The organism is Hydrogenophaga intermedia (genome assembly GCF_023715105.1).
Taxonomy (GTDB): domain Bacteria; phylum Pseudomonadota; class Gammaproteobacteria; order Burkholderiales; family Burkholderiaceae_C; genus Hydrogenophaga; species Hydrogenophaga intermedia_A.
Genome location: NZ_JAMBNO010000021.1, coordinates 26495 through 48785, shown reverse-complemented (window position 1 = coordinate 48785; position 22291 = coordinate 26495). Strand labels below are relative to the sequence as shown.

Sequence of the window (22291 nt, the reverse complement as noted above, 5' to 3'; positions counted from 1 at the left end):
GGCGGCTTTCAGGTCAGACGTGAAGCAGGAGGTGTTCCCGCTCCCAGGGCGAGATCACCTTCATGAACTCGTCGAACTCGAGCTCCTTGATCTCGGTGTAGATGGTCACGAACTCCTTGCCCAGCACGTCGTGCAGGTCGGGCTCGCGGCGCAGCCAGTCCAGCGCCTCACCCAGGCTGCGCGGCAGCGCGTAGGGCGAGAGGTAGGCGTCGCCCTTCATCTCGGGCTTGGGCTTGATCTTGTTCTTCATGCCCAGGTAGCCGCAGGCCAGCGTCATGGCCATCGCCACATAGGGGTTGGCGTCGGCCCCGATCACGCGGTTCTCGATGCGGCGCGCCTCGGGCGAGGCGATCGGCGAGCGGATGCCCACGGTGCGGTTGTCGTGGCCCCACTCGATGTTGATCGGCGCGGCCGTGTGGCGGGAGAGGCGCCGGTAGCTGTTCACGTAGGGCGCCACCAGCGCCATCGCGGCCGGGATGTAGCGCTGCAGACCGCCGATGTAGTGGAAGAAGGCCTCCGACGCGGTGCCGTCCTCATTGCTGAAGATGTTCTGGCCGGTCTGCTTGCTCAGCACGCTCTGGTGCATGTGCATGGCGCTGCCCGGCTCGCCCGCGATCGGCTTGGCCATGAAGGTGGCGTACATGTCGTGGCGCAGCGCGCACTCGCGCACCGTGCGCTTGAAGAAGAACACCTCGTCGGCCAGGCCCAGCGGGTGGTCGTGGAAGAAGTTGATCTCCATCTGCCCGGCACCGATCTCGTGGATCAGCGTGTCCACGTTCAGACCCATGACGTTGCAGTATTCGTAGATCTCCTCGAACAGCGGGTCGAACTCGTTCACCGCGTCGATGGAGTACGCCTGGCGCGAGGTCTCGGCGCGCCCGCTGCGGCCGATCGGCGGGCGCAGCAGGGTGTTCGGGTCGGTGTTGCGCGCGGTCAGGTAGAACTCGAGCTCGGGCGCGATCACCGGGTCCCAACCTTCGGCGGCGTACAGGTCGCAGATGCGCCGCAGCACGCTGCGCGGCGCGTAGGGCACCATCTTGCCGGTGTGGTCGAAGCAGTCGTGGATCACCTGCGCCGTCGGATCGGTGGCCCAGGGCACGATGCGCACCGTCGTCGGGTCCGGGCGCAGCTGCATGTCGCGGTCGGTCGGTTCGACCACGTCGTAGTACGGGCCGCTGGCCGGCTGTTCGCCGGTCACGCTCATCGCCACGATGGCGTGCGGCAGCCGCATGCCGCGGTCTTCGGTGAACTTCTCGCGCGGCAGGATCTTGCCGCGCGCCACGCCGGTGAGGTCGGGCACCAGGCATTCGACTTCGGTGACACGGTGCTCGTTGAGCCAGCTCTCCAGCTCGTTGAAATTCTTCGGGGCGCTCATGGCCTGCTCCTGGTTCTTCGTTGGTGATTCGTTCGATGCGACGGCAGGGAGCGAACCTAACCGGGCTGGCTGCGCGCCAGATCGCTGGCCTGAAGGCGCTGGCTCATGCGCTGGCGGCAGGCGCGGCCGAAGGCCTCGAAGATCGCGGCGTAGAACGGGGTTTCCCAGCAGCGCCACTCGGGGTGCCACTGCATGGCGTAGGCAAAGGTGCGCGCGCCCTTCACGGCAAACGCCTCCACCAGGCCATCGGGCGCCCAGGCCAGCGGTGTCAGGCCCTCGGCCAGGCGCGCGATGCCCTGGCCGTGCAGCGAGTTCACCTGCGCCGAGGTGCCGCCGGCCCAATCGGCAAACGGGCTGCCCTCGGCGATGCGGATCGGGTGGCGCGGCGCGTACTGTTCGTCGGGCGGTGCGGTCTTGGGCTCGCGGTGGTCGTTCATGCCGGGCACCTCGTGCACCCGCTGGTGCAACGCGCCACCCAGGGCCACGTTGATTTCCTGGAAACCGCGGCAGATGCCCAGCAGCGGCACGCCCTGGTGCACGCAGGCCTTCACCAGCGCCAGCGTGAGGGTATCTCGCGCCGGGTCCAGCGGCAGGCTCGGGTCGGCCACCTCCTCCTGGAAATGGGAAGGGTGCACGTTCGAGGGCGAGCCGGTGAGCATCACGCCATCCACCAGCGAGAGCAGTTCATCGATCTGCTCCGCGTCGGCGAGCGGAAACATGACCGGCTGGGCCTGCGCGCCCACCTTCACGGCCCGCGCGTACTTGTCGCCCAGCAGCAGAAAGGGCATCTGGTGCCCGTGGTCGCCCAGCAGTCGATGGTCGGCCGGGAGCCAGACCATGCATGGCGGCTTGTTCATGGGTTCTCCACGCAATCAGCATTCATTGTGGAAGGGGAATTGGATGACAATGGGGGCCAGTTGTGCCCATGGCATGGTGCCACTTGAGGCGCACGAACGCCACCGCCCCATGTTGTCCGAATTTCTGCTGGCCGAGATGAACCGCCTGGGCGCGCAAGACGCCCTGCCCTTGCACCGCCAGCTCTATGAGGCGCTGCGCCGCGCCATGCTCGACGGCAAGCTCGGTGCTGGTGAACGCCTGCCCTCCAGCCGCGACCTCGCGCAGGACCTCAACCTCTCGCGCAACACCGTGGTGGCTGCCATCAACCAGCTCAGCGTGGAAGGCTACCTCGCCAGCCGCGTGGGCAGTGGCACCTACGTGAACGACCACGTGCCGCGCGCCAGCGGCCTGCGCACCCCACGCGGCGCACTGGCGCAGGCGCCACACCACCAGGCAGCGCTGCTGTCGCAACGCGGCGAGGCGCTGGCACACCGCTTCAGCGCCACCGGGCTCGAGGTGCAGCCCTTCACCCCGGGCATCGCCGACTTCAGCGCCTTCCCGCTCGCGTTGTGGCAGCGGCTGCAGAACAAGCACTGGCGCATGACCTACCCGGACATGCTCGACTACAACACCAGCGGCGGCTATGCCCCGCTGCGACGCGCCATTGCCGACTACCTGCGCGTGTTCCGCAGCGTGCAACTCGAGGCGGACCAGGTCATCGTCACCACCGGCACGCAGCAGTCGCTGGAGTTGTGCGCGCGCTTGCTGGCCGACCACGGCGACACCGTGTGGGTGGAAGACCCGGCCTACTGGGGCGCGATGAAAGCCTTCATCGCCAATGGCCAGCACGTGCACCCGGTGCCCACCGACGACGAGGGCATCCGCCCCACCGAGGCCGACGACGCGCAGCCGCCAAAACTGATCTACGTCACGCCATCGCACCAGTACCCCACCGGCGCGGTCATGTCGCTGACGCGGCGCCACCAGCTGCTGGCCACCGCGCGGGCACACGGCGCGTGGGTGCTGGAGGACGACTACGACAGCGAGTACCGCTTCAGCGGCCCGCCCCTCTCAAGCCTCGAAGGGCTCGATCTCGATGGCCGCGTGCTCTACATGGGCACCTTCTCCAAGGTGCTCTACCCCGGCCTCAAGCTGGGCTACCTGGTGGTGCCCAAAGGCCTGGTCGAGCCGTTCCGCCAGGCCCACTACGACCTGCACCGCCCCGGCCACATGCCCACCCAGGCGGCGCTCGCCGAATTCATCGAGATGGGCCACTTCGCAAGTTCACTGCGCCGCGCGCGTCAGACCTATGCCGAACGGCGTCAGTGCCTGCTCGAAGCGCTGCGGCCTGTGCTGGGCGAGGGCCCTGACGCGCCGCGCATCAGCGGCGCCGAGCAGGGCCTGCACCTGTGCCTGCGCCTGCCCGCGCAGATCGACGACCGGGCCATCGCGCACCGACTGGCGCAGCAGGGCCTGATCGTTCGCCCGCTTTCGGCCTACTGCCTGAGCCGCCAGGACATGCGCGGCCTGGTTGTCGGTTACGGCTATGCGGCGCTCGCCGACATCCAGCGCTGCGGGCCGGTGGTGGCGGCGGCGGTGAAGAAGGCAGTGGGTTGATCAGCTGGCGAGGCCGCCGAACTCGCGCCAGCCGCTCACGGCCACGCCCGCGCGTTCGTAGCGGCCGGCGCCGCCGAACACCAACTGCGGCGCGGCCATGCGCTCATGCTGTTGCTCGGCGAGAGTCGCCCAGCGGTGCAAGCCGTCGAACCAGTCGCCCGCCACCGTACTGCCCGACTTGATCTCCACCGGCCGCAAACCCTCGGGCGCGTCGATCAGCACGTCCACTTCATGGCCGATGTGGTCGCGCCAGAAGAACAGATCGCTCGCCTGACCGTCGTTGTAGCGGCGCTTGAGCAACTCGGTCACCACCCAGGTCTCGAACAGCGCGCCGCGCGCGGGATGGGTTTCCAGCACCTGCGCATCGCGAATGCAAAGCAGCCAGGCCATCAGCCCGGTGTCCAGGAAGTACAGCTTGGGCGACTTCACCAGGCGTTTGCCGAAGTTGCGGTGGTGTGGCAACAGCCGCGTCACCAGGTAGCTGGTCTCCAGCACCGAAATCCATTCGCGCACCGTGTTGCCGGTGATGCCGGCCTCCGCCCCCAGTGCCGCCATGTTCAGCAATTGGCCCGAACGCGCCGCGCACAGACGGATGAAGCGCTGGAACTGACCCAAGTCACGCACTTCGACAAGCTGGCGCACGTCCCGCTCCACGTAGGTGGCCACGTAGTTCGCGAACCAGTCGCCCGGCGCCAGCGGCCGATCGTGCAGCGCCGGGTAACCGCCCTTCAGCAGCCAGTCATCCAGCCGGGCCGGCGCCCGTGCCGCGCCCAGCTCCGACAGCGACAACGGCAGCAGCTCGACCCGCCCCACCCGACCGGCCAGCGACTGCGTGATACCGGCCATGAGTTCGAACCGGGCGGACCCGGTCAGCACGAACTCGCCCATGCGCCGATGCTCGTCCACGATTCCCTGCAGCCAGGACAACAGCTCGGGGCAGCGCTGCACCTCGTCGAGCACGACGCCCTCGGGAAACCGGGCCAGAAAGCGCTTCGGGTCGTTCAATGCGAACTGCCGCTCTTCCAGGTTCTCCAGACTCACATAGGGCTTGTCCGAAAAGACCGCGCGCGCCAGCGTGGTCTTGCCCGACTGGCGCGGCCCGGTCAACGCAACGATGGGGAAGCCTTGAGCCAAACGCTGCAGCGCGGCGGCCCCGTGCCTGGGGATCATTTACAAATCTGCAATTCAATTTCAGATTTGTAAGAGTACCCGGTCACACCACGTCGCGCAAGCGGTGCCACAGCATGCCCAGCGCCAGGCTGGGCGTGCGCAGCAGCGGGCCGCCCGGGAAGCGGCGGTGGCGCAGGCGGGCGAAGACGTCGAAGCGGCCGGCCTGGCCGATCACGGCCTCGGCGACGAGCTGGCCCGCCAGCCCCGTGAGCGCCACGCCGTGGCCACTGAAGCCCTGCAGGTAGTACAGGTTCGGCCCCAGGCGGCCGAAGTCGGGCGCGCGGTTCATGCTGATGTCGACGAAGCCGCCCCACACGTGGTCCACCGGCACGCCGCGCAGCTCGGGGAACACGGCGCACATGCGTTCGCGCATGGTGGCCTGCAGGTTGGGCGGTGTGCGGGTGGTGTAGCTCACGCGGCCGCCAAACAGCATGCGGCGCTCGGCGCTGAAGCGGAAGTAATCGAGCACGAAGTTGTTGTCGCACACCGCCGCGTTGCCGGGAATCAGGCGATCGGCCAGCGCCGCGTCCACCGGCGCAGTGCCGATGATGTAGGTGCCCACCGGCATGATGCGCGGCGCGATCTCGGGCGCCACCGCTGGGCCGTGCTCGGCCAGCATACAGTTGCCCGCCAGCACGCCGAAGCGCGCCGACACCTGGCCCTGCGCGGTGCGCGCCACCAGCGTGTCGCCGCGCTGCAGCGCCGTCACGGCCGAGCGCTCGAAGATGCGCACACCCGCCGCCTCGGCCGCGCGCGCCAGGCCCAGCGCGTACTTCAACGGGTGCAGGTGGCCGCTGCGGTTCTCGCGCGCGGCGGCCACGTAGCGGCGCGTGCCGATCAGTCGCCCGACGTCATCGCCCTCGGCCCAGTCGATCGCCATGCCGCGTTCGGCGAGATCGTCCATCTCGGCACGCAGCGCCGTGGCCTTGCGCGCGGAGTCGGCCACGTACACGTACCCGAACGCGCGGTCGCAGTCGATCCCGTGCTCGGCGATGCGCCGGTCGATCAACTCGATCGCCTCGAGCGACATGGCCCAGGCGCGGCTGGCTTCGTTCGGGCCGAGTTGCGACTCGAACGGCCCCTGCCCGCTGGCATAGCCAACGATGGCCTGACCACCATTGCGCCCGCTGGCGCCGCTGCCGATGCGATCGGCCTCCAGCACCACCACCGACAGGCCGCGCTGCGCCATCTCCAGCGCGGCCGACAGGCCACTGAAGCCGGCACCGATCACCACCGCGTCGGCCCGCAGGTGCTCCTGCAGCGGCGGGCGCGCCGGCCCGCGCTGCACGCTGGCCTCGTAGTAGCTGCGCTGGTTGAGCTGGGTGTCCGAGCCCAGCAGCGACGGCCGCCAGGCGCTCATCGCTTCGCCACCTGCCCGGCCAGGTAAGTCCAGACGAAGCACGCGGCGGCGTTGCTGGTGAGCTCGGCGTGGTCGTAAGCGGGCGCCACCTCCACGCAGTCCATGCCGATCCAGTTCAGGTCGGCGAGTCCTTCGAGGAAGGTCAGCACCTGAGAGCTGCTCAGACCACCGGGCTCGGGCGTGCCGGTGCCCGGCGCAAAGGCCGGATCGAGCACGTCGATATCGAGGGTGAGGTAGGCGGGTTTGTCACCCAGGCGCGTGCGAATCGCCTGCAGCGTGGGCTCAAGGCCGGCACCGTCGAGCCCGCGCAGCGCGCGCGCCGTGAAGATCTCGCCGCCCTGGTCGGCCACGTACTCACGCGCTGCGCGCTCACCGCTGGAGCGAATGCCCACCTGCACCGTGTGCGCCGGGCTGACCAGGCCTTCCTGGATGGCCTCGTAGGTCCAGGTGCCGTGGCCCGAGGGCTCGCCGAAGTGATCGACCCAGGTGTCGCAATGGGCGTCGAAATGCAGCAGGGCCAGCGGCTGGCCATGACGTTCGCGCGCTGCACGCAGCAGCGACAGCGTCACCGAGTGGTCACCGCCGAGGAAGACGCAGTGGTGCTTTGCCATCAGCGCCGCGGCCTGGCGCTGGATGTGCTCGCGCACCTCGGGCAGCGGTGAAGCGTTGGGCAGGCGCATGTCCAGCGCGTCGCCCACGTGCTCCAGCGGGGAAACATCGAACACCGGGTGGATGCCGTCGCACAGCATGAGGCTGGCCGCGCGAATGGCCTGCGGACCGAAGCGCGCTCCGGGCCGGTTGGTCACCACGCCGTCGTAGGGCACGCCACAGACGGCAAAAGGCTGGTCGCTCAACGGCGCGCAGGCCAGGAAGCGGTTGGTGTTGTTGGCGTAGGCGAACTGACCGAGGGCCATGGGTAGCAGCGCAAGTGAGGGATGCCGGTGACAGCGGGTGCGGGACGATAGCGCCAGCCACCACACCCCCAGGGGGCCACTTGTGCAGGCCGGGCGGCGTCCACCTGCCCAGTTGGGTGACGGCAATGACTTTGGTCACTTCCCGCGCAAGCGCCCCTTGCCTACCATGCACGCCATGGCCTCCCTTGCCGAGCCCGATGCCGCCACCAGCACCGCCAACGGGCTGCTGTTGGTCGACGACCACGACCTGGTGCGCCTGGGGCTGCTGACGCTGGTGCAATCGCACGCCGCCGACACCGGCCGGCAGGTACCGGTGTTCGAGGCCCGCACGGTGGCCGAGGCGCTGGAGCAGTACCGCGAGCAACGCCGACACATCGGCCTGGTGTTGCTCGATCTGCAGCTGCCCGACGCCCATGGCCTGGGCGCGCTCGACGCCTTCCTGCACGCCTGGCCCCAGGCGCCGGTGGCGGTGCTCTCGGGCGTGAACGATCCGGGCCTCATGCGCCACGCGGTGGCGCGCGGCGCGCTGGCCTACCTGCCCAAGTCGGGTGACCTGCAGCACGTCATCGGGTTCATTCGCTCGCGCGGCACGTTCGGCGAAGCCGACAGCCGGCACGCCCCGCCACCACCACCCGAGCCGAGCGGCCTGTGCACCTGGCGCGGCAGCAACGGCTTGCGACTCACGCTCACCGAACGCCAGGCCCAGGTGCTCGACTGGGTGCTGGCCGGCGCCTCCAACCGCGAAATCGCCATGCGCGCCCACCTCAGCGAAGGCACCGTGAAGAACCACGTCTCGGCACTGCTGCTGCTGTTCGGCGTGCGCTCGCGCGCCCAGCTCATCAGCCAGCTGCGGTGATTGCCGCACCGCCGCCACTGGGTATCGAGGAGCGCGTGCACCGCGCGCAGGTCGCCGCGCTGTTTCGAAACCTCGCCGCCTCCACACTGGCCGACGTGGTGCTCGCCTGGAGCGTTGTGGCGCTGTTCTGGTGGCAGCTGCGTGACACGGGCGTGCTGGTGTGGTGGGGCCTGCACACCCTGCAGACCGCCCGCTATCCCTTCCTCAGCCGCTGGCACCGAGATCCGCAAGCGCATGAACGCAGCGCGCACTGGGCCCGGCTGCACGTGCGCGAACACTCGCTCTACAGCCTCACCTGGGGTCTGGCGCCCTGGTGTTTCCTGCCGCTCGACAACCAGCCACTCACCGCCCTATTGATGCTCGTGATGCTGGGGCTGTGCAGTGCGGGCGTGCCCGCCACGGCCTCGCGCTGGGCCTCGGTGCTGGCATTCACGCTGCCCATGGTGCTGGGCCTGACCAGTGCACTGGCCTGGCGTGGCGACACCCTGCACCTGTTCCTCGCGGTCTGTTGCCTGGTCTACCTCGCCGCCACGCTGCTGTTCGCGCGCAACCTGCACCGCCTGCTCACCGAGGCACTGCGCACCCGGTTCGAGAAGGAAGCCCTGGCCGAGCAGCTGGCCGAGCAGATGGCCATCACGCGCCGCGCCAGCGAGGACAAGACCCGCTTCTTCGCCGCCGCCAGCCACGACCTGCGCCAGCCCTTGCACGCCATCGCCTTGTTCGGCGCCGTGCTCGAGCGCGAGCTGCAGGGCCGCGCCGCCCTGGCGCATGCGCAGCGGCTGATGGGCGCCGTGCGCGCGCTGGGCAATTCGCTGGACACCATGCTCGACGTGTCACGCCTGGATGCCGGCGTGATCGAACCGGAGCGGCGGCCGTTTGCCCTGGCCGACGTGCTGACCGCGCTGCTGCCCTTGTTCGCCAGCCGGGCCGAGGAAGCCGGGCTGCAGCTGCGCATTCGTGCCAGCGGGCTCTGGGTATACAGCGACCCGCAGTTGCTTCAACGCCTGCTGGCCAACCTGGTGGAAAACGCCATCAAGTACACGCCGCGCGGTGGGGTGTTGGTGGTGGCGCGCGCACGCGGTTCAAAAGCCTGGGTCGAGGTGGTCGACACCGGCGTTGGCATCGCACCCGAACATGCCGAGCGCGTGTTCGACGAGTTCTACCAGGTCGACAACCCGGGCCGCGACCGAACGCGCGGTCTTGGCATGGGGTTGGCCATCGTGCGCCGCCTGGCCGCACTGCTCGAGCACCCGCTGCAGCTGCGCTCGCGTCCCGGACAAGGCACCCGGTTCCGCCTTGAACTGCCCGCCGCCGAAGCGCCGCGGCTGGCCGCAGCGCCCGAGCCGGTGCAGCCCGAGCCCGCCCTGATGCAGCGGCTGCCGCAACACGTGCTGCTCATCGAAGACGAGACCGATATCGCGCAGGCCACGGGTGCGTTGCTCGACGGCTGGGGCATCCAGCTCACCGCGGTCGACGGCGAGGCGCGCGCTGCCGAGGCGCTCACGCGCCAGCGCTTTGACGCCCTGATCTGCGACTTTCGCCTCGCCGAAGGCGCCGACGGCCTGCTCGTGGCGCAGCGTCTGCGCGAACGCTATGCACCCCGGCTGCCGCTGCTGCTGGTCACCGGCGAAACCGCGCCCGATCGCCTGCTGCGCCTGCGCGACGCCGGCGTGCCCGTGCTCTACAAGCCGGTCGACCCGGCCCAGCTGCGGCGAGCGCTGGGCGAATTGATCGCGGCCTGAGTGAGGCCCGAGCACGGACCGCAGGTCCCCCGTCGGTGTATCAAGACGTGACTTTCGGCACTGTTCAGCGCCCAGCCCCCCTCCGTATCGTGCAGCCCTGCCCACGCACGACGGGCCTCTGGCCCGAGGAGATCTCCCATGGTGACCACCACGCTTCTCACACGGACGCACCGCGCGCTCGGCGGCGTCCTGCTCGGTCTGCTCCTCGCTTCCTGCGGGGGCGGCGGCGGTGACGCCCCGGCCACGCCGGCCCCGGCGCCTGGCGTGACCACCACCGTGCCCCTCGCGGCGCCCGCCATCACCACCCAGCCCGCCAACCAGACCATCACCGAAAACAGCAATGCCGCTTTCAACGTCGTGGCCAGTGGCAGCGGCCTGAACTACCAGTGGCAAAACAGCACCGATGCGGGCGCCACGTGGGCCGATGTGTCGGGTGCCACCTCCGCCAGCCTCAACCTCAACGCGGTGCCGCTGGCGCGCCACGGCGAGCGTGTGCGCGTGCGCGTGTCCAACGGCGGCGGCCAGGTGCTCTCGTCCGAGGCACTGCTCAGCGTGAACGCCGCCGGTGCACCACGCGCGTGGCAAACCGCGCAACGGCTGCGCGCCGCGGATGGCCTGTCCAACGGTACCGCGGGGCCGGCGGTGGCAGGCAACGCCAGCGGCGCCTTCATCGCCGCCTGGGTCGATGTTGACCTGACCACCGGCGACAGCGCCTTGCTCACGCGCCGCTACAGCCCCGGCGCGGGTTGGGGGACGACGGACCTGGTGGCCAGCTGGACCAACGCCGACGACCCGACCTTCCACGGCTTCAGCATCGGCCTGGCGCCCAGCGGCACGGCGGCCATTGTCTTCATCGGCCGCGCCAACCTGCGCGACAGCCTGTACGGCTCGCACCAGGTGGCCGGAGGCGCCTGGGCCGCGCCCACGCTGCTCGAGGACGACGACATCGGCTCCACCTTTTCGCGCATGGCGCTGGTGATGGACGACAACGGCGTGGCCACCGCCGTCTGGGGGCAGGACTTCGGCGGATTCCCCGCGGTGTTCAACACGCGCCGCGCGCTCGCTGCGCGCATGGCCCCTGATGGCAGCTGGAGCCAGTACGTGGACATCGACTTCCCCGCGGTCAGTGGCATCAACGGTGTGACCCTGACGCCGCGGCTGGCGGTCAACGCCAACGGCGACGTGGCCGCGGGCTGGACAGCAAGCATCCCCTCGGGCCCCAACGGTGGCCAGTACGCCGCGGCCGCCGTGTACACCCAGGCGGGTGGCTGGGGGAGTCCGGTACTGCTCACACCGGGTGTGGGCGGCAACAACAGCGTGCTCGAGGACATCAGCATCGCGGCGGATGGCTCGGCCGCCGCCAGCCTGCACCTGTATCCCTACACCACCCCGGGCGCAACGCGCAGCGTGCTGTTGGCGCGCTACGCCCCGGGCAGTGGCTGGGCCAACGCGGTCGAGGTCGACCAGACAGCCGCTGAAAGCCTGTTCAGCCGGGTTGCGCTTGGCGACGATGGCACCGCGGTGGTGATCTGGCAGCAAGCCAGCCTCGGCGGGAACCTGCTCTACACCAACACCGTGAGCGCGGGTGGTTCGGTGGGCACGCCGCTGATGCTCAGCGCAAACACGGGCAGCATCGTCAACGGCCAGACCTTGCGCCGCGACCCCGCGGGCAATGTGATGGTGCTCTGGGGCACTTACGAACCCAGCTACCGCCTGGTCTCGCGCGTGCGCGACGCGGCCGGCAACTGGGGCGCCCAGGGCAGCGTGTGGACGCTCGCGAGCAACATCGGCTTTGATGCCGACGCCATGCTCGCGGTCGCGCCCGACGGCACGGCCGCAGCGGCATGGCACGTGAACGACGGCACCGGCAATTCGGTACCCTGGATCAATCTCTACCGTTGACGCTGTTTCAGCGCTGCGCCTCGCGCCCGCCGCCGAACAGGCCCTTGAGACCCTCGCCCACACGGTCGCCCAGGTTGGCGCCGGCGCTGGTGCCCACGCCGGGCATCAGCGCGGTGCCGATGGCCGCGCCCAGCAGCGCGGCGCGCGTGAGCGTGACTTGCGGGTCGTCGAGCGTGCCGCCCAACGCCAGCGGGACGCCCGTCACCTGCCCGGTGGTGCCGCGGGTCAGATCCACCCGCACGCGGCCGGAAAGCGCCCGGCTCGGTGCGATGTTGACCTCGCCAGTGGCCGCGAGCACGCCCGAGCTCGCCACCAGGTTGGACAGCGTGATCGCCTTGCCGCGGGTGCTCACCTGACCGGCCAGCGTGTCCAGCCCGGTCTGGCCACCGCGCGACAGGCCCACGGTGGTGACCGCCTTGGCGAGGTCGATGCCGTTGATCACCGCCTCGCTGACGGTGAAACGGGTGTCGGTGCGCAAGGCAGCCACCAGGGCATCGGCGCTCACGCGCTCGGGGAACTGCGCGTTGATCTCGGTGCTGGCCTGCAAGCGGCCCGTGAGCGTGCGGCTGGGCGCCGTCAGCGCCGACACCTCCACCCCCTCGGTACGCAGCGAACCCTTGAGCGCCACGCGGCGGTTCTTCGCGTCGGGCGCCGGCGGGCTCACCGCGATCGGCCCCTGGATGCGGCCACCGCCCACGCGCGCGTCCAGTCGCCAGGCCGTGGCGCCAGCCTCGCGCTGGAGCGCGATCGTGGTGCCGCGCAGGTTGCCGCCGGTGATGGCGACCTTGCTCTCGCGCGGCCAGCCGTCGCCGTCGAAGCGCAGCGTCGCATCCACCGTGGTGCGGGCACCGTCGGCCGCGAACCAGGTCACCTCGTCGAGCACCAGTTCGCGCGGCAGCAGCGAAAAGTCCAGTGCCTCGTCGTCAGGTGTCGCACCACCGCCGGCTTTGCGGGTTGCGGCCTTGTCCTCGCTCAGGCGCGCACTCAACAGCGCAATCGTTGCCTCGGGCAGCACCGCCTCGCGCACCACCAGCGTCTGGATCCGCACATTGCCCAGGAACAAAGCGCCCCAGCGCGGGCGCAACTCCACGCGTTGCAGCGACAACGGCGTGCGTGCCTGGATCGTCAGGCCGTCCACAGCCACCGCGGGCAGCGGCCACCAGGCCAGCGACAGTCGCTGCGCTCGCACCGGCGCACCCAGCGCTTCGCTGGCAGCCGTCCCCAGGCGCTCACGGAAATCATCGCTCGCGATCCAGCGGTTCAGCGCGAAGGCAGCACCCACCAGCAGCACGGCTGGCAGGCCGATCCAGAGGGCAACGCGGGTCGAACGGCGCATGCGCGAATTGTGCCCACGGCCCTTGCGAAGCCGATGAAGGCCCGGCGCCGTTCGCGCCGCCGCCACGCCCTCACAGCGGACGCTGGCGCCAGGCGAACACCGCGCCCAACGCCAGCGCCACGGCCGAGAACACCAGCCCGCGCGCCAGACCGCCAGGGCCGTCGCTGATCAGCCCCACCACCACCGGGCCCACGATCTGGCCCAGCGCGAAGCACACGGTGAAGGCGCCGATGCCGCGCGCCCATTGCGCCGGCGGCAGGTTGTGGCGCACGAAGGCGGTGGTCGAAGCCACCACCGAGAGAAACACCGCGCCGAACAGCAGGCCCGACACCAGGGCCAGCAACAGGCCGCCCCCCAGCACGGGCAGCAGCGCGGCCAGCGCGAGCAAGGCGTTGAGCCGCGCCAGCGCACCACCGCCGCGTTCACGGTCGAGCAAGCCGGCCCACAAGCGCGGCGCAGCCACCACCGCGGCGCCGAGCAAGGTGTAGTACACGGTGATGCCGGTCGCCGACAGCCCTTGTTCGCGCAGCAGCGCGATCGAGAAGGTCATGTAGCCGATGTAGCCCACCCCGAAGAGCGCATAGCCCGCAAGCGCCCAGCCCATCCGCGCAAGGGAAACCGCGCCGACCTCGCCGTGCGCGGCGCTGCCGCCGGCGGTGGGGGGGTCGGCCAGCGCTAGTGCGGGCGCCACCATGCCCCACGCAGCCAGCGCGCACAACACGGCCAGCCCCCACCAGGCCCAGGCCCAGGCGTGCGGCATGTCACCCGCCGCGTGCAGCAGCGGCGGCACCGCCAACGCCGACGCCGCGATGCCCAGGCCGGTGCCGCCGTAATAGAGCCCGAGCAGCAGGCTGCCACGCTGCGCGTCGCGTGCGGCCAGGCGTGCCGCCAGGAGTCCACCCGCCACGAACACCAGCGCGCTCAGCGCACCGGCCACGACGCGCTGCGCCAACAACCACCCTGCATCGGCGAAAAAGCCGGTCAGTGCCATCACCAGCGCCGCCGCCCAGCCGGCGCGCACGAACACCGCCGCCGCCCGCCCGGCCGCCAACAGACGCGGCACCACCAACGCACCGACCAGATAGCCCACCGCGTTGGCGGTGTTCATCGCGCCGGCCAGTGTGTAGCTCCAACCCAGGTCGGCGCGCATCGGCGGCAACAGCAGCCCATACGAAAACCGCGTGATGCCCAGGGACACCGCCGCCCCGAGCGACAGCGCCAGCGCCAGGCGCAACAGGGCGGCGGGGCTGTCCTGGCTTGTTTCAGCGGGCGCTGTGGCAGGTGTTCGATCGGGCATGGCGTCGATTGTCGACACGAACGCGCGGCCGACCTGTCGCGCCGGTCCGCCGAACGCGCGCCTCACTGGCCCCACATCACGCGCCGACACGGCCTAGATGTTGAGTTGCAATAGGTTATTCCCACCGAGGCGGGAAGCCGGAGGGCGATGACCGAGGGCCGAATGAGGCCTGCGGGTGTTGTAGTAGCTCAAGAAGGATGGAAGCCAGGCGGTGCGCTCTGAGCTGTGCTGCCACGTTCTGCCGTAAGCCCATTCGCGCAGGCAGGTCTGGATGAATCGCTCGGCCTTGCCGTTGGTCTGCGGTCGGTAGGGCTGAGTGAAGCAGTGCTTGATACCCAGGGCCTGGCAGGTCTTGGCGAACAGGCGCGAGCGGTAGGCCGAACCGTTGTCAGTCAGCAGGCGCTCGATGCGCACGCCCAGCGCCGCGTAGTGAGCGACGGCGGCTTGCAGGAAGTCCACCGCCGAGGCCTTGCGCTCATCGGCATGCATCTGCACGAAGCCCACCCGGCTGTGGTCATCGATGGCCACGTGGGCGAACTCCCAGCCTGCGCCATCGACGGAGTCGCGGCGGTTGCCGGTGACGCGGTGGCTGGGGCGCTCGATGCGCCCGAGCTTCTTGGTGTCCATGTGCAGCATGGCCCCGGGCGTGTCGTGTTCGTAGCGAACCACGGGCACAGCTGGCTGCAACGCTTTCAGGCTGGAGAGGCCCAGCCTGGCCAGCCAGCGGCTGATGGTGGCCACGCTGCGCCCGACCACAGCGGCGATGCGGTGCATGGGCATGCGGCTGCGTCGCAGCTGCTCGATGCGCTGGCCCAGCGCCTCATCGATGGTGCTGCGCGTCTTGGCAGGCCGGGAGCTGCTGTCCATTAGGGCATCGAGTCCGCCAGCTTCGAAGCGACGGCGCCACTTGCGGGCAGTCCGAACGCTGATGCCAGCGGCCTCGGCCGCTGGCATCAGCCCCATGACGGCGATGCGCTCGATGAGCAATTTGCGTCCTTCAAACGTCAATCTGGCATTCTTGTGGCTGTTCATCCGACGGGTTTCCTCTGTGAGTGCTGAAGCGTGGTAACTCCAGTCTCCCAGATGCCGTCGGGTGAACAACCTATTGCAACATCACACCTAGAGTGGGCGCATGAGTACCTCCCCGACCCCGCAGCGCATCGCGGCCCTGCAGCAAGCCGAGCGCGAGCGCTTCATCGCCACCCACCCGCAGTCGATGGCACAAGCCGCCGCCGCGCAAGCGCACTACCTGTTCGGCGTGCCGCTGCACTGGATGCGCGACTGGCCCACGCCCGCCACACTGGCGGTGCACTCCGCGCAAGGTGTCACCCTCACCTGCGCCGATGGCCTGCGCTACGCCGACTTCTGCCTCGGTGACACCGGCGCCATGTTCAGTCACAGCCCGGCACCGCTTGCGCGCGCCATTGCCGAGCAAGCGGCTCAGGGCCTCACCTGCATGCTGCCGTCCACCCGCAGCGTGGCCGTGGGCAAGGGCCTGGCGCGTGTGTTCGGGCTCCCCCTGTGGCAAATGGCGCTCACCGCGAGCGACGCCAACCGCTTCGTGCTGCGCTGGGCGCGCGCGATCACCGGCCGCGCACAACTGCTCGTGTTCGACGGCTGCTACCACGGCGCGGTCGACGACACGCTGGTCGACCTCGACCCGGCGAGCGGTGCCACCGTGCCTCGCCCCTCGGTGCTGGGACAGGTGCACAACCACCACCGCTTCACGCGAGTGGTGCCTTTCAACGACCTCACGGCGCTGGAAGCTGCGCTGGCCACGGGCGATGTCGCTTGCCTGCTGGCCGAGCCCGCGCTCACCAACTTCGGCCTCGTGCCGCCGGCCGAGGGCTTCTGGCCCGCGGCGCGCGAGCTGTGCCGCCGCCACGGCACGCTGTTCGTGATGGATGAGACCCACACCGTCTCGACCGCGCTCGGCGGCTACGCGCGCCTGCACGGGCTCGAGCCGGACCTGCTGGTGGTGGGCAAGGCCGTCGCGGGCGGGCTGCCGTGCGCGGTTTACGGCTTCACGCAGGAAGTGGCGGCCCGCATGACGACGGCCAAACAGCACGCGCCGGAAGGCCACAGCGGCATCGGCACCACGCTGGCGGGCAACCCGCTCACGTTGGCCGCGCTCGATGCAGCGCTCACCCACCTGCACACCGGCGCCAACTACCGCCACATGCTGTCGCTCGCAGCAGCCCTCGAACAAGGATTGATGCAGCGCATCGCCGCCGCACAGCGGCCCTGGACGGTGACGCGCCTGGGCGCGCGCATGGAGCTGCAGTTCATGCCCCGCACGCCCCGCCACGCGCAGGACGTGCGCGACCTGGCACAAAGTGAGCTGGAGGCGCTCACGCACCTGTTCATGCTCAACCGTGGCGTGCTGCTCACGCCTTTTCACAGCATGATGCTGGTGAGCCCCGAAACCACCGCCGCCGATGTGGACACACTGCTCGCGGTGTTCGACGAACTGCTGGCCGCGCTCGACGGCTGAGGATCAACCCACGCCAACGGGCGCCGGCGCCAGACGCACGATGCGCGTGAACAGGCGGTCGAACGCCGGATCGCGAGCGCCTTCGGGGCTGAGGGGATCCACGTGGTTGGCGAAGGCCGCGTCCAGTGCACGCCGATCGGACTCATCGAGCGAGGCTTCGGCCGCGGGCAGCACCACTTGCTCCTCCAACCGCATGTGCGCGAGGTAGAACGCCACGTAGGCGCGAGCCTCGTCCTCGAAGGCCTGGCGACGCGGCTCGCCCAGGTACTCCCAGGCCATCAGCAGGTGCACCAGCTCGCGCACGCGGCCCTCACCGCCCAGGTGGTCTTTCTCCAGCCGTTCGATCGCCTCCAGCGTATGCGGCGCGGCGCGCGCCACGCGCGGGAACAACAGGTCCGATTCCTTGGGGTGGTGCAGCTTCTCGGGAAACTCGCCGATGTAGAACAGCATGGCGCGAAACACATCGAAGAAGCGCTCGGCGCCATCGGCCTCGGGCCCACGGTCGAGCATCGTCAGCAGCGAGCGCAGCATCGCAGCCAGGCTGGCGTGTTCGTCGCGCACGATGCGCAGCGCGTCGCGTTTCATGGTCGGTCTCCTCACGGATGGAAAGCCAAGCTTCCCACGCGCAAGGCCACCGCACCTTGACCCACGTCAAGGCCGCCAGCGCTTGAGCAGCAGGGCGTTGGCCATCACGCTCACGGAGCTCATGGCCATGGCCGCACCCGCCACCACCGGGTTGAGGAAACCCAGCGCCGCCAGCGGAATACCTGCCACGTTGTAGATGAAGGCCCAGAACAGGTTCTGGCGGATCTTGCGCACCGTGCGGCGCGAGATGTCCAGCGCCGCACCCACCAGCCGCGGGTCGCCGCGCATCAGCGTGATGCCCGCGGCGTGCATGGCCACGTCGGCGCTCGCGCCCTCGGTGTGGCCCATGGCCAGGCCCACGTCTGCGGCCGCCAGCGCGGGCGCGTCGTTCACGCCATCGCCCACCATGGCCACCACGCGGGGCATGCCATGTTCACCCTGCTGCAAACGCCGGATCACGGCGGCCTTGTCGGCCGGCAGCACCTCGGCAATCACCTCTCCTTCGGCGCTGCGCAGACCCAGACGCACCGCCATGGCCTCGGCCGCGGCACGGTTGTCGCCCGACACCAGCGCGAGCTTCAGGCCGCGTGCGCGCAGCGACGCGATCGCCTCGGCCGCACCGGCCTTGGGTTCGTCACCGAAAGCCAGCACCGCCAGTGCCGGCCCGCCCTCGTGCGCCAGCACCGAGACGGAGGCGCCTTGCGCCAGTGCCGCGTCCACCGCCGGCTGCAGGGGCCCGAGCGGTATGCGCAGCGCATCCAACCAGCGCAGGCTGCCCAGCAGCAAACGCGCGCCCCCCACCTCACCCTGAACGCCACGGCCGGTCACGGCCTGCATGTCGCGTGCCTCGGGCCAGGTCAGGCCCTTGTCCTTTGCTGCGTCCACCACGGCACGCGCGAGCGGGTGTGCGCTGCCCGCCTGCAACGCAGCAGCGCGCGACAACAGCGTGGCATCGTCCTGCCCCGGCGCGGCGCGCAAGGACAGCAGGCGCGGGTGGCCCTCGGTCAGCGTGCCGGTCTTGTCGAAGGCCACGCTCTGCACGCGGTGGGCCAGCTCGAGCGCCTGGGCGTCGCGGATGAGGATGCCGTGGCGCGCCGCTACCCCGGTGCCCGCCATGATGGCAGCGGGTGTCGCCAACCCCAGCGCACAAGGGCAGGCAATCACCAGCACCGCCACGGCATGCTGCATCGCACTCTCCAGCGGCGCACCCGCCATCAGCCAACCCAGCAGCGTGGCCAGGCCGATCAGCAACACCACCGGCACGAACACCGCAGCCACCTGGTCCACGAGCCGTTGCACCGGCGCCTTGCCGGCCTGCGCGTCCTGCACGAGGGCAATGATGTGCGCCAGCACCGATTGCGCGCCGCTGGCACTCACCGACACGACCACCAGGCCTTCACCGTTGAGCGAACCGCCCGTGACGACACTGCCCGGCGCCTTGGCCACCGGCATCGCCTCGCCGGTGAGCATGGATTCGTCCGCCTGGGTATGACCCTCCAGCACCTCGCCGTCGGCTGCAAAGCGCTCGCCCGGCAGCACCTGGATGCGGTCGCCGGGCAGCAACTCTTCCACCGGCACCTCGACCATTTCCGTGCGCCGCACCCCATCGGGCAACAGCCGCGCTCGCTCGGGCCGCAGGGCCTGCAGCGCGCGAATGGCCTCGGTCGTCTGGCGCTTGGCGCGCGCCTCGAGCCACTTGCCCAGCAAGACCAGCGTGATGACCACCGCCGAGCCTTCGTAATAGAGGTGGACCATCTCGCCTGGCTCCGCGCGCCACCAGAGCCAGGTCGACAGTGCCCAACCCGCCGTGGTGCCGATGGCCACCAGCAGTTCCATGTTTCCGGTTCGCGCCTTCAGGGCATGCCAGGCTGCGCGGTAGAAGCGCGCGCCCAGCACGAACTGCACCGGTGTGGCCAGCAGGAACTGCCACAACGCCGGCAGCATCCAGTGTTTTCCGAACAGATCGCCGACCATCGGCAAGGCCAGCGGCGCCGACAGCAGGGCCGCGAGCAACACCGGCCAAGCATGGCGCGGTATGCCCAGCCAGCGCTCGGCATCGGGGTCGCTGTCGGCTTCGATCGCGCGCGGTTCATAGCCCGCGTCGCGCACGGCACGCTTGAGCCGTGCCGCCAAAGCCGCATCGCCTGCGGTGGCCTTCACGCGGGCGGTTTCGGTGGCCAGGTTCACGCTGGCGTCAAGCACACCGGGCTGCTTGCGCAGCGCGCGCTCGACGCGGCTCACGCAGGAAGCGCAGGTCATGCCCCCGATACCGAGGTCGATCTCGCAGACTTCGGCGTCGGCCACATCGGATGGGAGGGTGGTGGTGTTCATGGATCGCATGGTGCACCTTGACACCATGGCAAGGTCAAGCCCAGCCGGAAAATGACCGCAGGCTTGACGTTGACATCGTGTCAAGCTTGAGAATTGTTTCATCCCAACCCGGAGCAACACCATGAACCAGATCTTCACCGTCCAGGGCATGACCTGCGGCCACTGCGAGCGCGCCGTCACCACCGCCATCAAGCAACTCGACCCGCAAGCCGAGGTCCGCATCGACCGACCGCAAAACCGTGTCGAGGTGAGCAGCGCACAGCCGCGCGAGAAGATCGCCGAAGCCATCCGCGAGGAAGGCTACGCGGTGGCCGCGTGATGGAGGCGGGCCTGCAGGACATCGCCTGGCCGGTCACCATCGGGCAGGCTGCGCAGCTCAGCGGCATCTCGGCCAAGATGCTGCGTCACTACGAGGGCCTGGGCCTGCTGGGGCAGGTGCCCCGCACCGATGGCAACTACCGCCAGTACGGCGAAGCCGATGTGCACACGCTGCGCTTCATCCGCCGCGCGCGCGACATGGGCTTCACACTCGACGAAATCCGCACGCTGGTGAGCCTGTGGCACAACCGCCGACGCAGCAGCGAGACGGTCAAGCGAATCGCCGAGCAGCACATCGGCGAGCTTGACCAGCGCATCGCCGCGCTGCAAGCCATGCGCCGCACGCTGCAGGACCTGGTGCAACGCTGTCCCGGTAACCAGCGGCCCGACTGCCCCATCCTGGATGACCTGGGTGGCAGTGCTTGCGACAAACATCTTTACAACCCACACACAGAAGCCACCCATTTGCTGCACAGAGCCGGCGCACAGTGAACGCACGCCACCAGCCCGGTGGCCCATCCACCGCAAGGAGTGCCCATGAAATCGTTGTTCACCCGCCGCCGCCCTGGCCACCGCCATTGGTGCGCTGTCGGTCACCGCCATTGCACAAAACACCCCGGCGCCCAACGCGCCTGCCACCGCCGAAACCCGCGCGGGCCATCGCCATGACCCGCAACACCACGCCGAACGAATGCAGCGCATGCAACAGCGCATGGTCGAGCACCAGGAACGCCTCAAAGCCAGCCTGCAACTGACTCCGCAACAGGAGCCGGCGTGGAACGCCTTCATCGCGCGCATGCAACCTGCACAGCGAGCGGCCCAACCACGCCTGGACCGCGACGCCTGGAAGCAACTCAGCACGCCCGAGCGCCTGGACCGCATGGAAGCCATGAAGGCCGAGCGCGACCGCGCCATGACCCAACGCCATGAAGCCATCCGAAGCTTCTACGCCCAGCTCAACCCGGCCCAGCAAAAGGCTTTCGACGCGCAGCACGGCATCGGGGTCATGCGCGCCGGCATGAAAGAGCACGGCATGCGCCACGGCCATGGCGGCAGGCACCACCGCATGTGACGCCCGCGGCCGTGGGCTTGAGTTGTTCTGTTGTTCTTATCTGAACTCTCTTTAAAAGATAGTTGTAGGTAGTAGAAGGCGCTGTCCTATGTGGACAAGCGCCTTTTTTCCTTGAGCGACAAGGCCTTGTGCGTCCGGACAAGCCTGTGTGGTGAACCCCGGCGCCGGCGCGCGCGATTGGGGACAAATCGGGTTTTGCCGTCGCGCCTGTGGATAAGCCCCGGGTTGTGCCAATGCTGTCCACAGCCTTGTCCAACATCCGGTCACGAACGCTCACGCAAGGCGGCAAAACCCGCTGCTACACTGCGCGCCTTTCACGCTCAGCCTGTCCCCTGCTCATGCCCGTGTCCCTGGGCGGCCAAGCGCCCGCCAGCTTCGATCTCAAGAGCGCCCATCTCCCCTTGCTGGCCTTGCTGCTCAAGTCGAGCGATCTGGACTTGCTGCAGCGCGAACTCGCCGAGCGATATGGCGACCAGCCCGATTTTTTCGACCACGATCCCTTGCTGATCGACCTGCAGGCCATGGCAGGTGCAGCGCCGCCCGACCTGGCCGCCGTTTCGGCCTTGTTGGGGCAGTACCGTCTGCGCGCCGTGGCCGTGCATGCGCGCGACGAGGTGCAGCGTGCCGCGGCGCAAGCCGCGGGCCTGCCCGTGGCCGATGGGGTGAGTTTGCCGCGCGCCGAGCCCACCCGGGCCACGCGCGAGGAGCCCGCCGCACCGCCACCCCCCGCCGTGAACCCCAGCGCGCTGGTGATCGACAAACCCCTGCGCTCCGGCCAGCAGGTTTATGCGCGTGGGCGCGACCTGGTGGTCCTGGCACCGGTGAACCCGGGTGCCGAGGTCATCGCCGATGGCCACATCCATGTCTACGCGCCCTTGCGTGGCAAGGCCATCGCGGGCGCGCGTGGCCAGGCTGATGCGCGCATCTTCTCGCTCGCCATGGCGCCCGAGCTGGTGTCCATCGCCGGCATCTACCGCACCAGCGAGGTGCCGCTGCCCGGCGTATTGCTGGGCAAGCCTGCGCAGGTGCGCCTGCAACGCACGGACGATGGCGACAAGCTCGTGATCGATCCGCTGTCTGCCTGA

The 22291-nt window shown here is 69.5% G+C and carries 19 protein-coding genes; 9 read left to right on the top strand and 10 right to left on the bottom strand.

The annotated features are described in order from the left end of the window. Window positions 1–13: 13 nt before the first annotated feature. Window positions 14–1375 (bottom strand): glutamine synthetase family protein, encoded by a 1362-nt coding sequence (locus tag M3149_RS18150; RefSeq protein WP_251710897.1) that lies wholly within the window; start codon window positions 1373–1375, stop codon window positions 14–16. Between the two features lie 56 nt (window positions 1376–1431). After that, window positions 1432–2232, bottom strand: coding sequence for a gamma-glutamyl-gamma-aminobutyrate hydrolase family protein (locus M3149_RS18145; protein WP_251710896.1), 801 nt, complete (start codon window positions 2230–2232; stop codon window positions 1432–1434). Between the two features lie 109 nt (window positions 2233–2341). Between M3149_RS18145 and M3149_RS18140 the strand changes: the two genes are divergently transcribed. Then, window positions 2342–3829, top strand: coding sequence for a PLP-dependent aminotransferase family protein (locus M3149_RS18140; RefSeq protein ID WP_251710895.1), 1488 nt, complete (start codon window positions 2342–2344; stop codon window positions 3827–3829). On the opposite strand, the gene M3149_RS18135 is transcribed toward M3149_RS18140, so the two are convergent. From M3149_RS18135 to speB, 3 genes are read right to left on the bottom strand one after another with little or no spacing between them, the layout of a single operon-like run. After that, window positions 3830–4999 carry an ATP-binding protein gene (locus M3149_RS18135; protein WP_251710894.1) on the bottom strand — a complete coding sequence of 390 codons (1170 nt, stop codon included), beginning with the start codon at window positions 4997–4999 and terminating at the stop codon, window positions 3830–3832. Window positions 5000–5042: 43 nt separating this feature from the next. After that, a complete protein-coding gene (locus M3149_RS18130; protein ID WP_251710893.1) occupies window positions 5043–6359 on the bottom strand; it encodes an NAD(P)/FAD-dependent oxidoreductase in 1317 nt (438 codons plus the stop codon). Continuing rightward, window positions 6356–7273 (bottom strand): agmatinase, encoded by a 918-nt coding sequence (gene speB, locus M3149_RS18125; protein WP_251710892.1) that lies wholly within the window; start codon window positions 7271–7273, stop codon window positions 6356–6358. The genes M3149_RS18130 and speB overlap by 4 nt, the downstream gene beginning before the upstream one ends. Before the next feature lie 175 nt (window positions 7274–7448). On the opposite strand from speB, the gene M3149_RS18120 reads away from it, so the two are divergent. The 3 genes from M3149_RS18120 (at window position 7449) to M3149_RS18110 (ending at window position 11773) form a co-directional block, all read left to right on the top strand. Further along, on the top strand, window positions 7449–8129 hold the full coding sequence (locus tag M3149_RS18120; protein ID WP_251710891.1) for a response regulator transcription factor: 681 nt from the start codon (window positions 7449–7451) through the stop codon (window positions 8127–8129). Further along, entirely contained in the window at window positions 8126–9871 is a 1746-nt protein-coding gene (locus M3149_RS18115) for an ATP-binding response regulator (RefSeq protein ID WP_251710890.1), read from the top strand. The genes M3149_RS18120 and M3149_RS18115 overlap by 4 nt, the downstream gene beginning before the upstream one ends. 138 nt (window positions 9872–10009) lie before the next feature. Then, on the top strand, window positions 10010–11773 hold the full coding sequence (locus M3149_RS18110; protein ID WP_251710889.1) for a hypothetical protein: 1764 nt from the start codon (window positions 10010–10012) through the stop codon (window positions 11771–11773). Between the two features lie 7 nt (window positions 11774–11780). On the opposite strand, the gene M3149_RS18105 is transcribed toward M3149_RS18110, so the two are convergent. From M3149_RS18105 to M3149_RS18095, 3 genes are all read right to left on the bottom strand, one after another. Then, window positions 11781–13109 (bottom strand): AsmA family protein, encoded by a 1329-nt coding sequence (locus M3149_RS18105; protein WP_251710888.1) that lies wholly within the window; start codon window positions 13107–13109, stop codon window positions 11781–11783. 70 nt (window positions 13110–13179) lie between these two features. Then, window positions 13180–14406 (bottom strand): YbfB/YjiJ family MFS transporter, encoded by a 1227-nt coding sequence (locus tag M3149_RS18100; protein ID WP_251710887.1) that lies wholly within the window; start codon window positions 14404–14406, stop codon window positions 13180–13182. A 93-nt stretch (window positions 14407–14499) separates the two neighbouring features. Continuing rightward, window positions 14500–15438, bottom strand: a complete 939-nt coding sequence (locus M3149_RS18095) for an IS481 family transposase (RefSeq protein WP_251710886.1) — start codon at window positions 15436–15438, stop codon at window positions 14500–14502. A 100-nt stretch (window positions 15439–15538) separates the two neighbouring features. Between M3149_RS18095 and M3149_RS18090 the strand changes: the two genes are divergently transcribed. Then, complete coding sequence (locus M3149_RS18090; protein WP_251710885.1) at window positions 15539–16900, top strand: aspartate aminotransferase family protein; 1362 nt, start codon at window positions 15539–15541, stop codon at window positions 16898–16900. 3 nt (window positions 16901–16903) lie between these two features. Here the strand turns inward: M3149_RS18090 and M3149_RS18085 are convergent, their stop codons facing one another. Both M3149_RS18085 and M3149_RS18080 read right to left on the bottom strand, forming a co-directional pair. Next, window positions 16904–17485 carry a hemerythrin domain-containing protein gene (locus tag M3149_RS18085; RefSeq protein ID WP_251710884.1) on the bottom strand — a complete coding sequence of 194 codons (582 nt, stop codon included), beginning with the start codon at window positions 17483–17485 and terminating at the stop codon, window positions 16904–16906. Between the two features lie 66 nt (window positions 17486–17551). Then, on the bottom strand, window positions 17552–19816 hold the full coding sequence (locus M3149_RS18080; RefSeq protein ID WP_251710883.1) for a heavy metal translocating P-type ATPase: 2265 nt from the start codon (window positions 19814–19816) through the stop codon (window positions 17552–17554). A gap of 121 nt (window positions 19817–19937) precedes the next feature. Between M3149_RS18080 and M3149_RS18075 the strand changes: the two genes are divergently transcribed. The 4 genes from M3149_RS18075 to minC all read left to right on the top strand — a co-directional run bounded on the left by M3149_RS18075 (window position 19938) and on the right by minC (window position 22291). Then, complete coding sequence (locus M3149_RS18075; RefSeq protein ID WP_251710882.1) at window positions 19938–20135, top strand: heavy-metal-associated domain-containing protein; 198 nt, start codon at window positions 19938–19940, stop codon at window positions 20133–20135. Next, window positions 20135–20626, top strand: coding sequence for a Cu(I)-responsive transcriptional regulator (gene cueR, locus M3149_RS18070; RefSeq protein WP_251710881.1), 492 nt, complete (start codon window positions 20135–20137; stop codon window positions 20624–20626). The genes M3149_RS18075 and cueR overlap by 1 nt, the downstream gene beginning before the upstream one ends. A 199-nt stretch (window positions 20627–20825) precedes the next feature. Continuing rightward, window positions 20826–21206: a Spy/CpxP family protein refolding chaperone gene (locus M3149_RS18065; protein WP_251710880.1), complete on the top strand. Its 381-nt coding sequence runs from the start codon at window positions 20826–20828 to the stop codon at window positions 21204–21206. A 338-nt stretch (window positions 21207–21544) separates the two neighbouring features. Beyond that, complete coding sequence (gene minC / locus M3149_RS18060) at window positions 21545–22291, top strand: septum site-determining protein MinC (RefSeq protein WP_251710879.1); 747 nt, start codon at window positions 21545–21547, stop codon at window positions 22289–22291.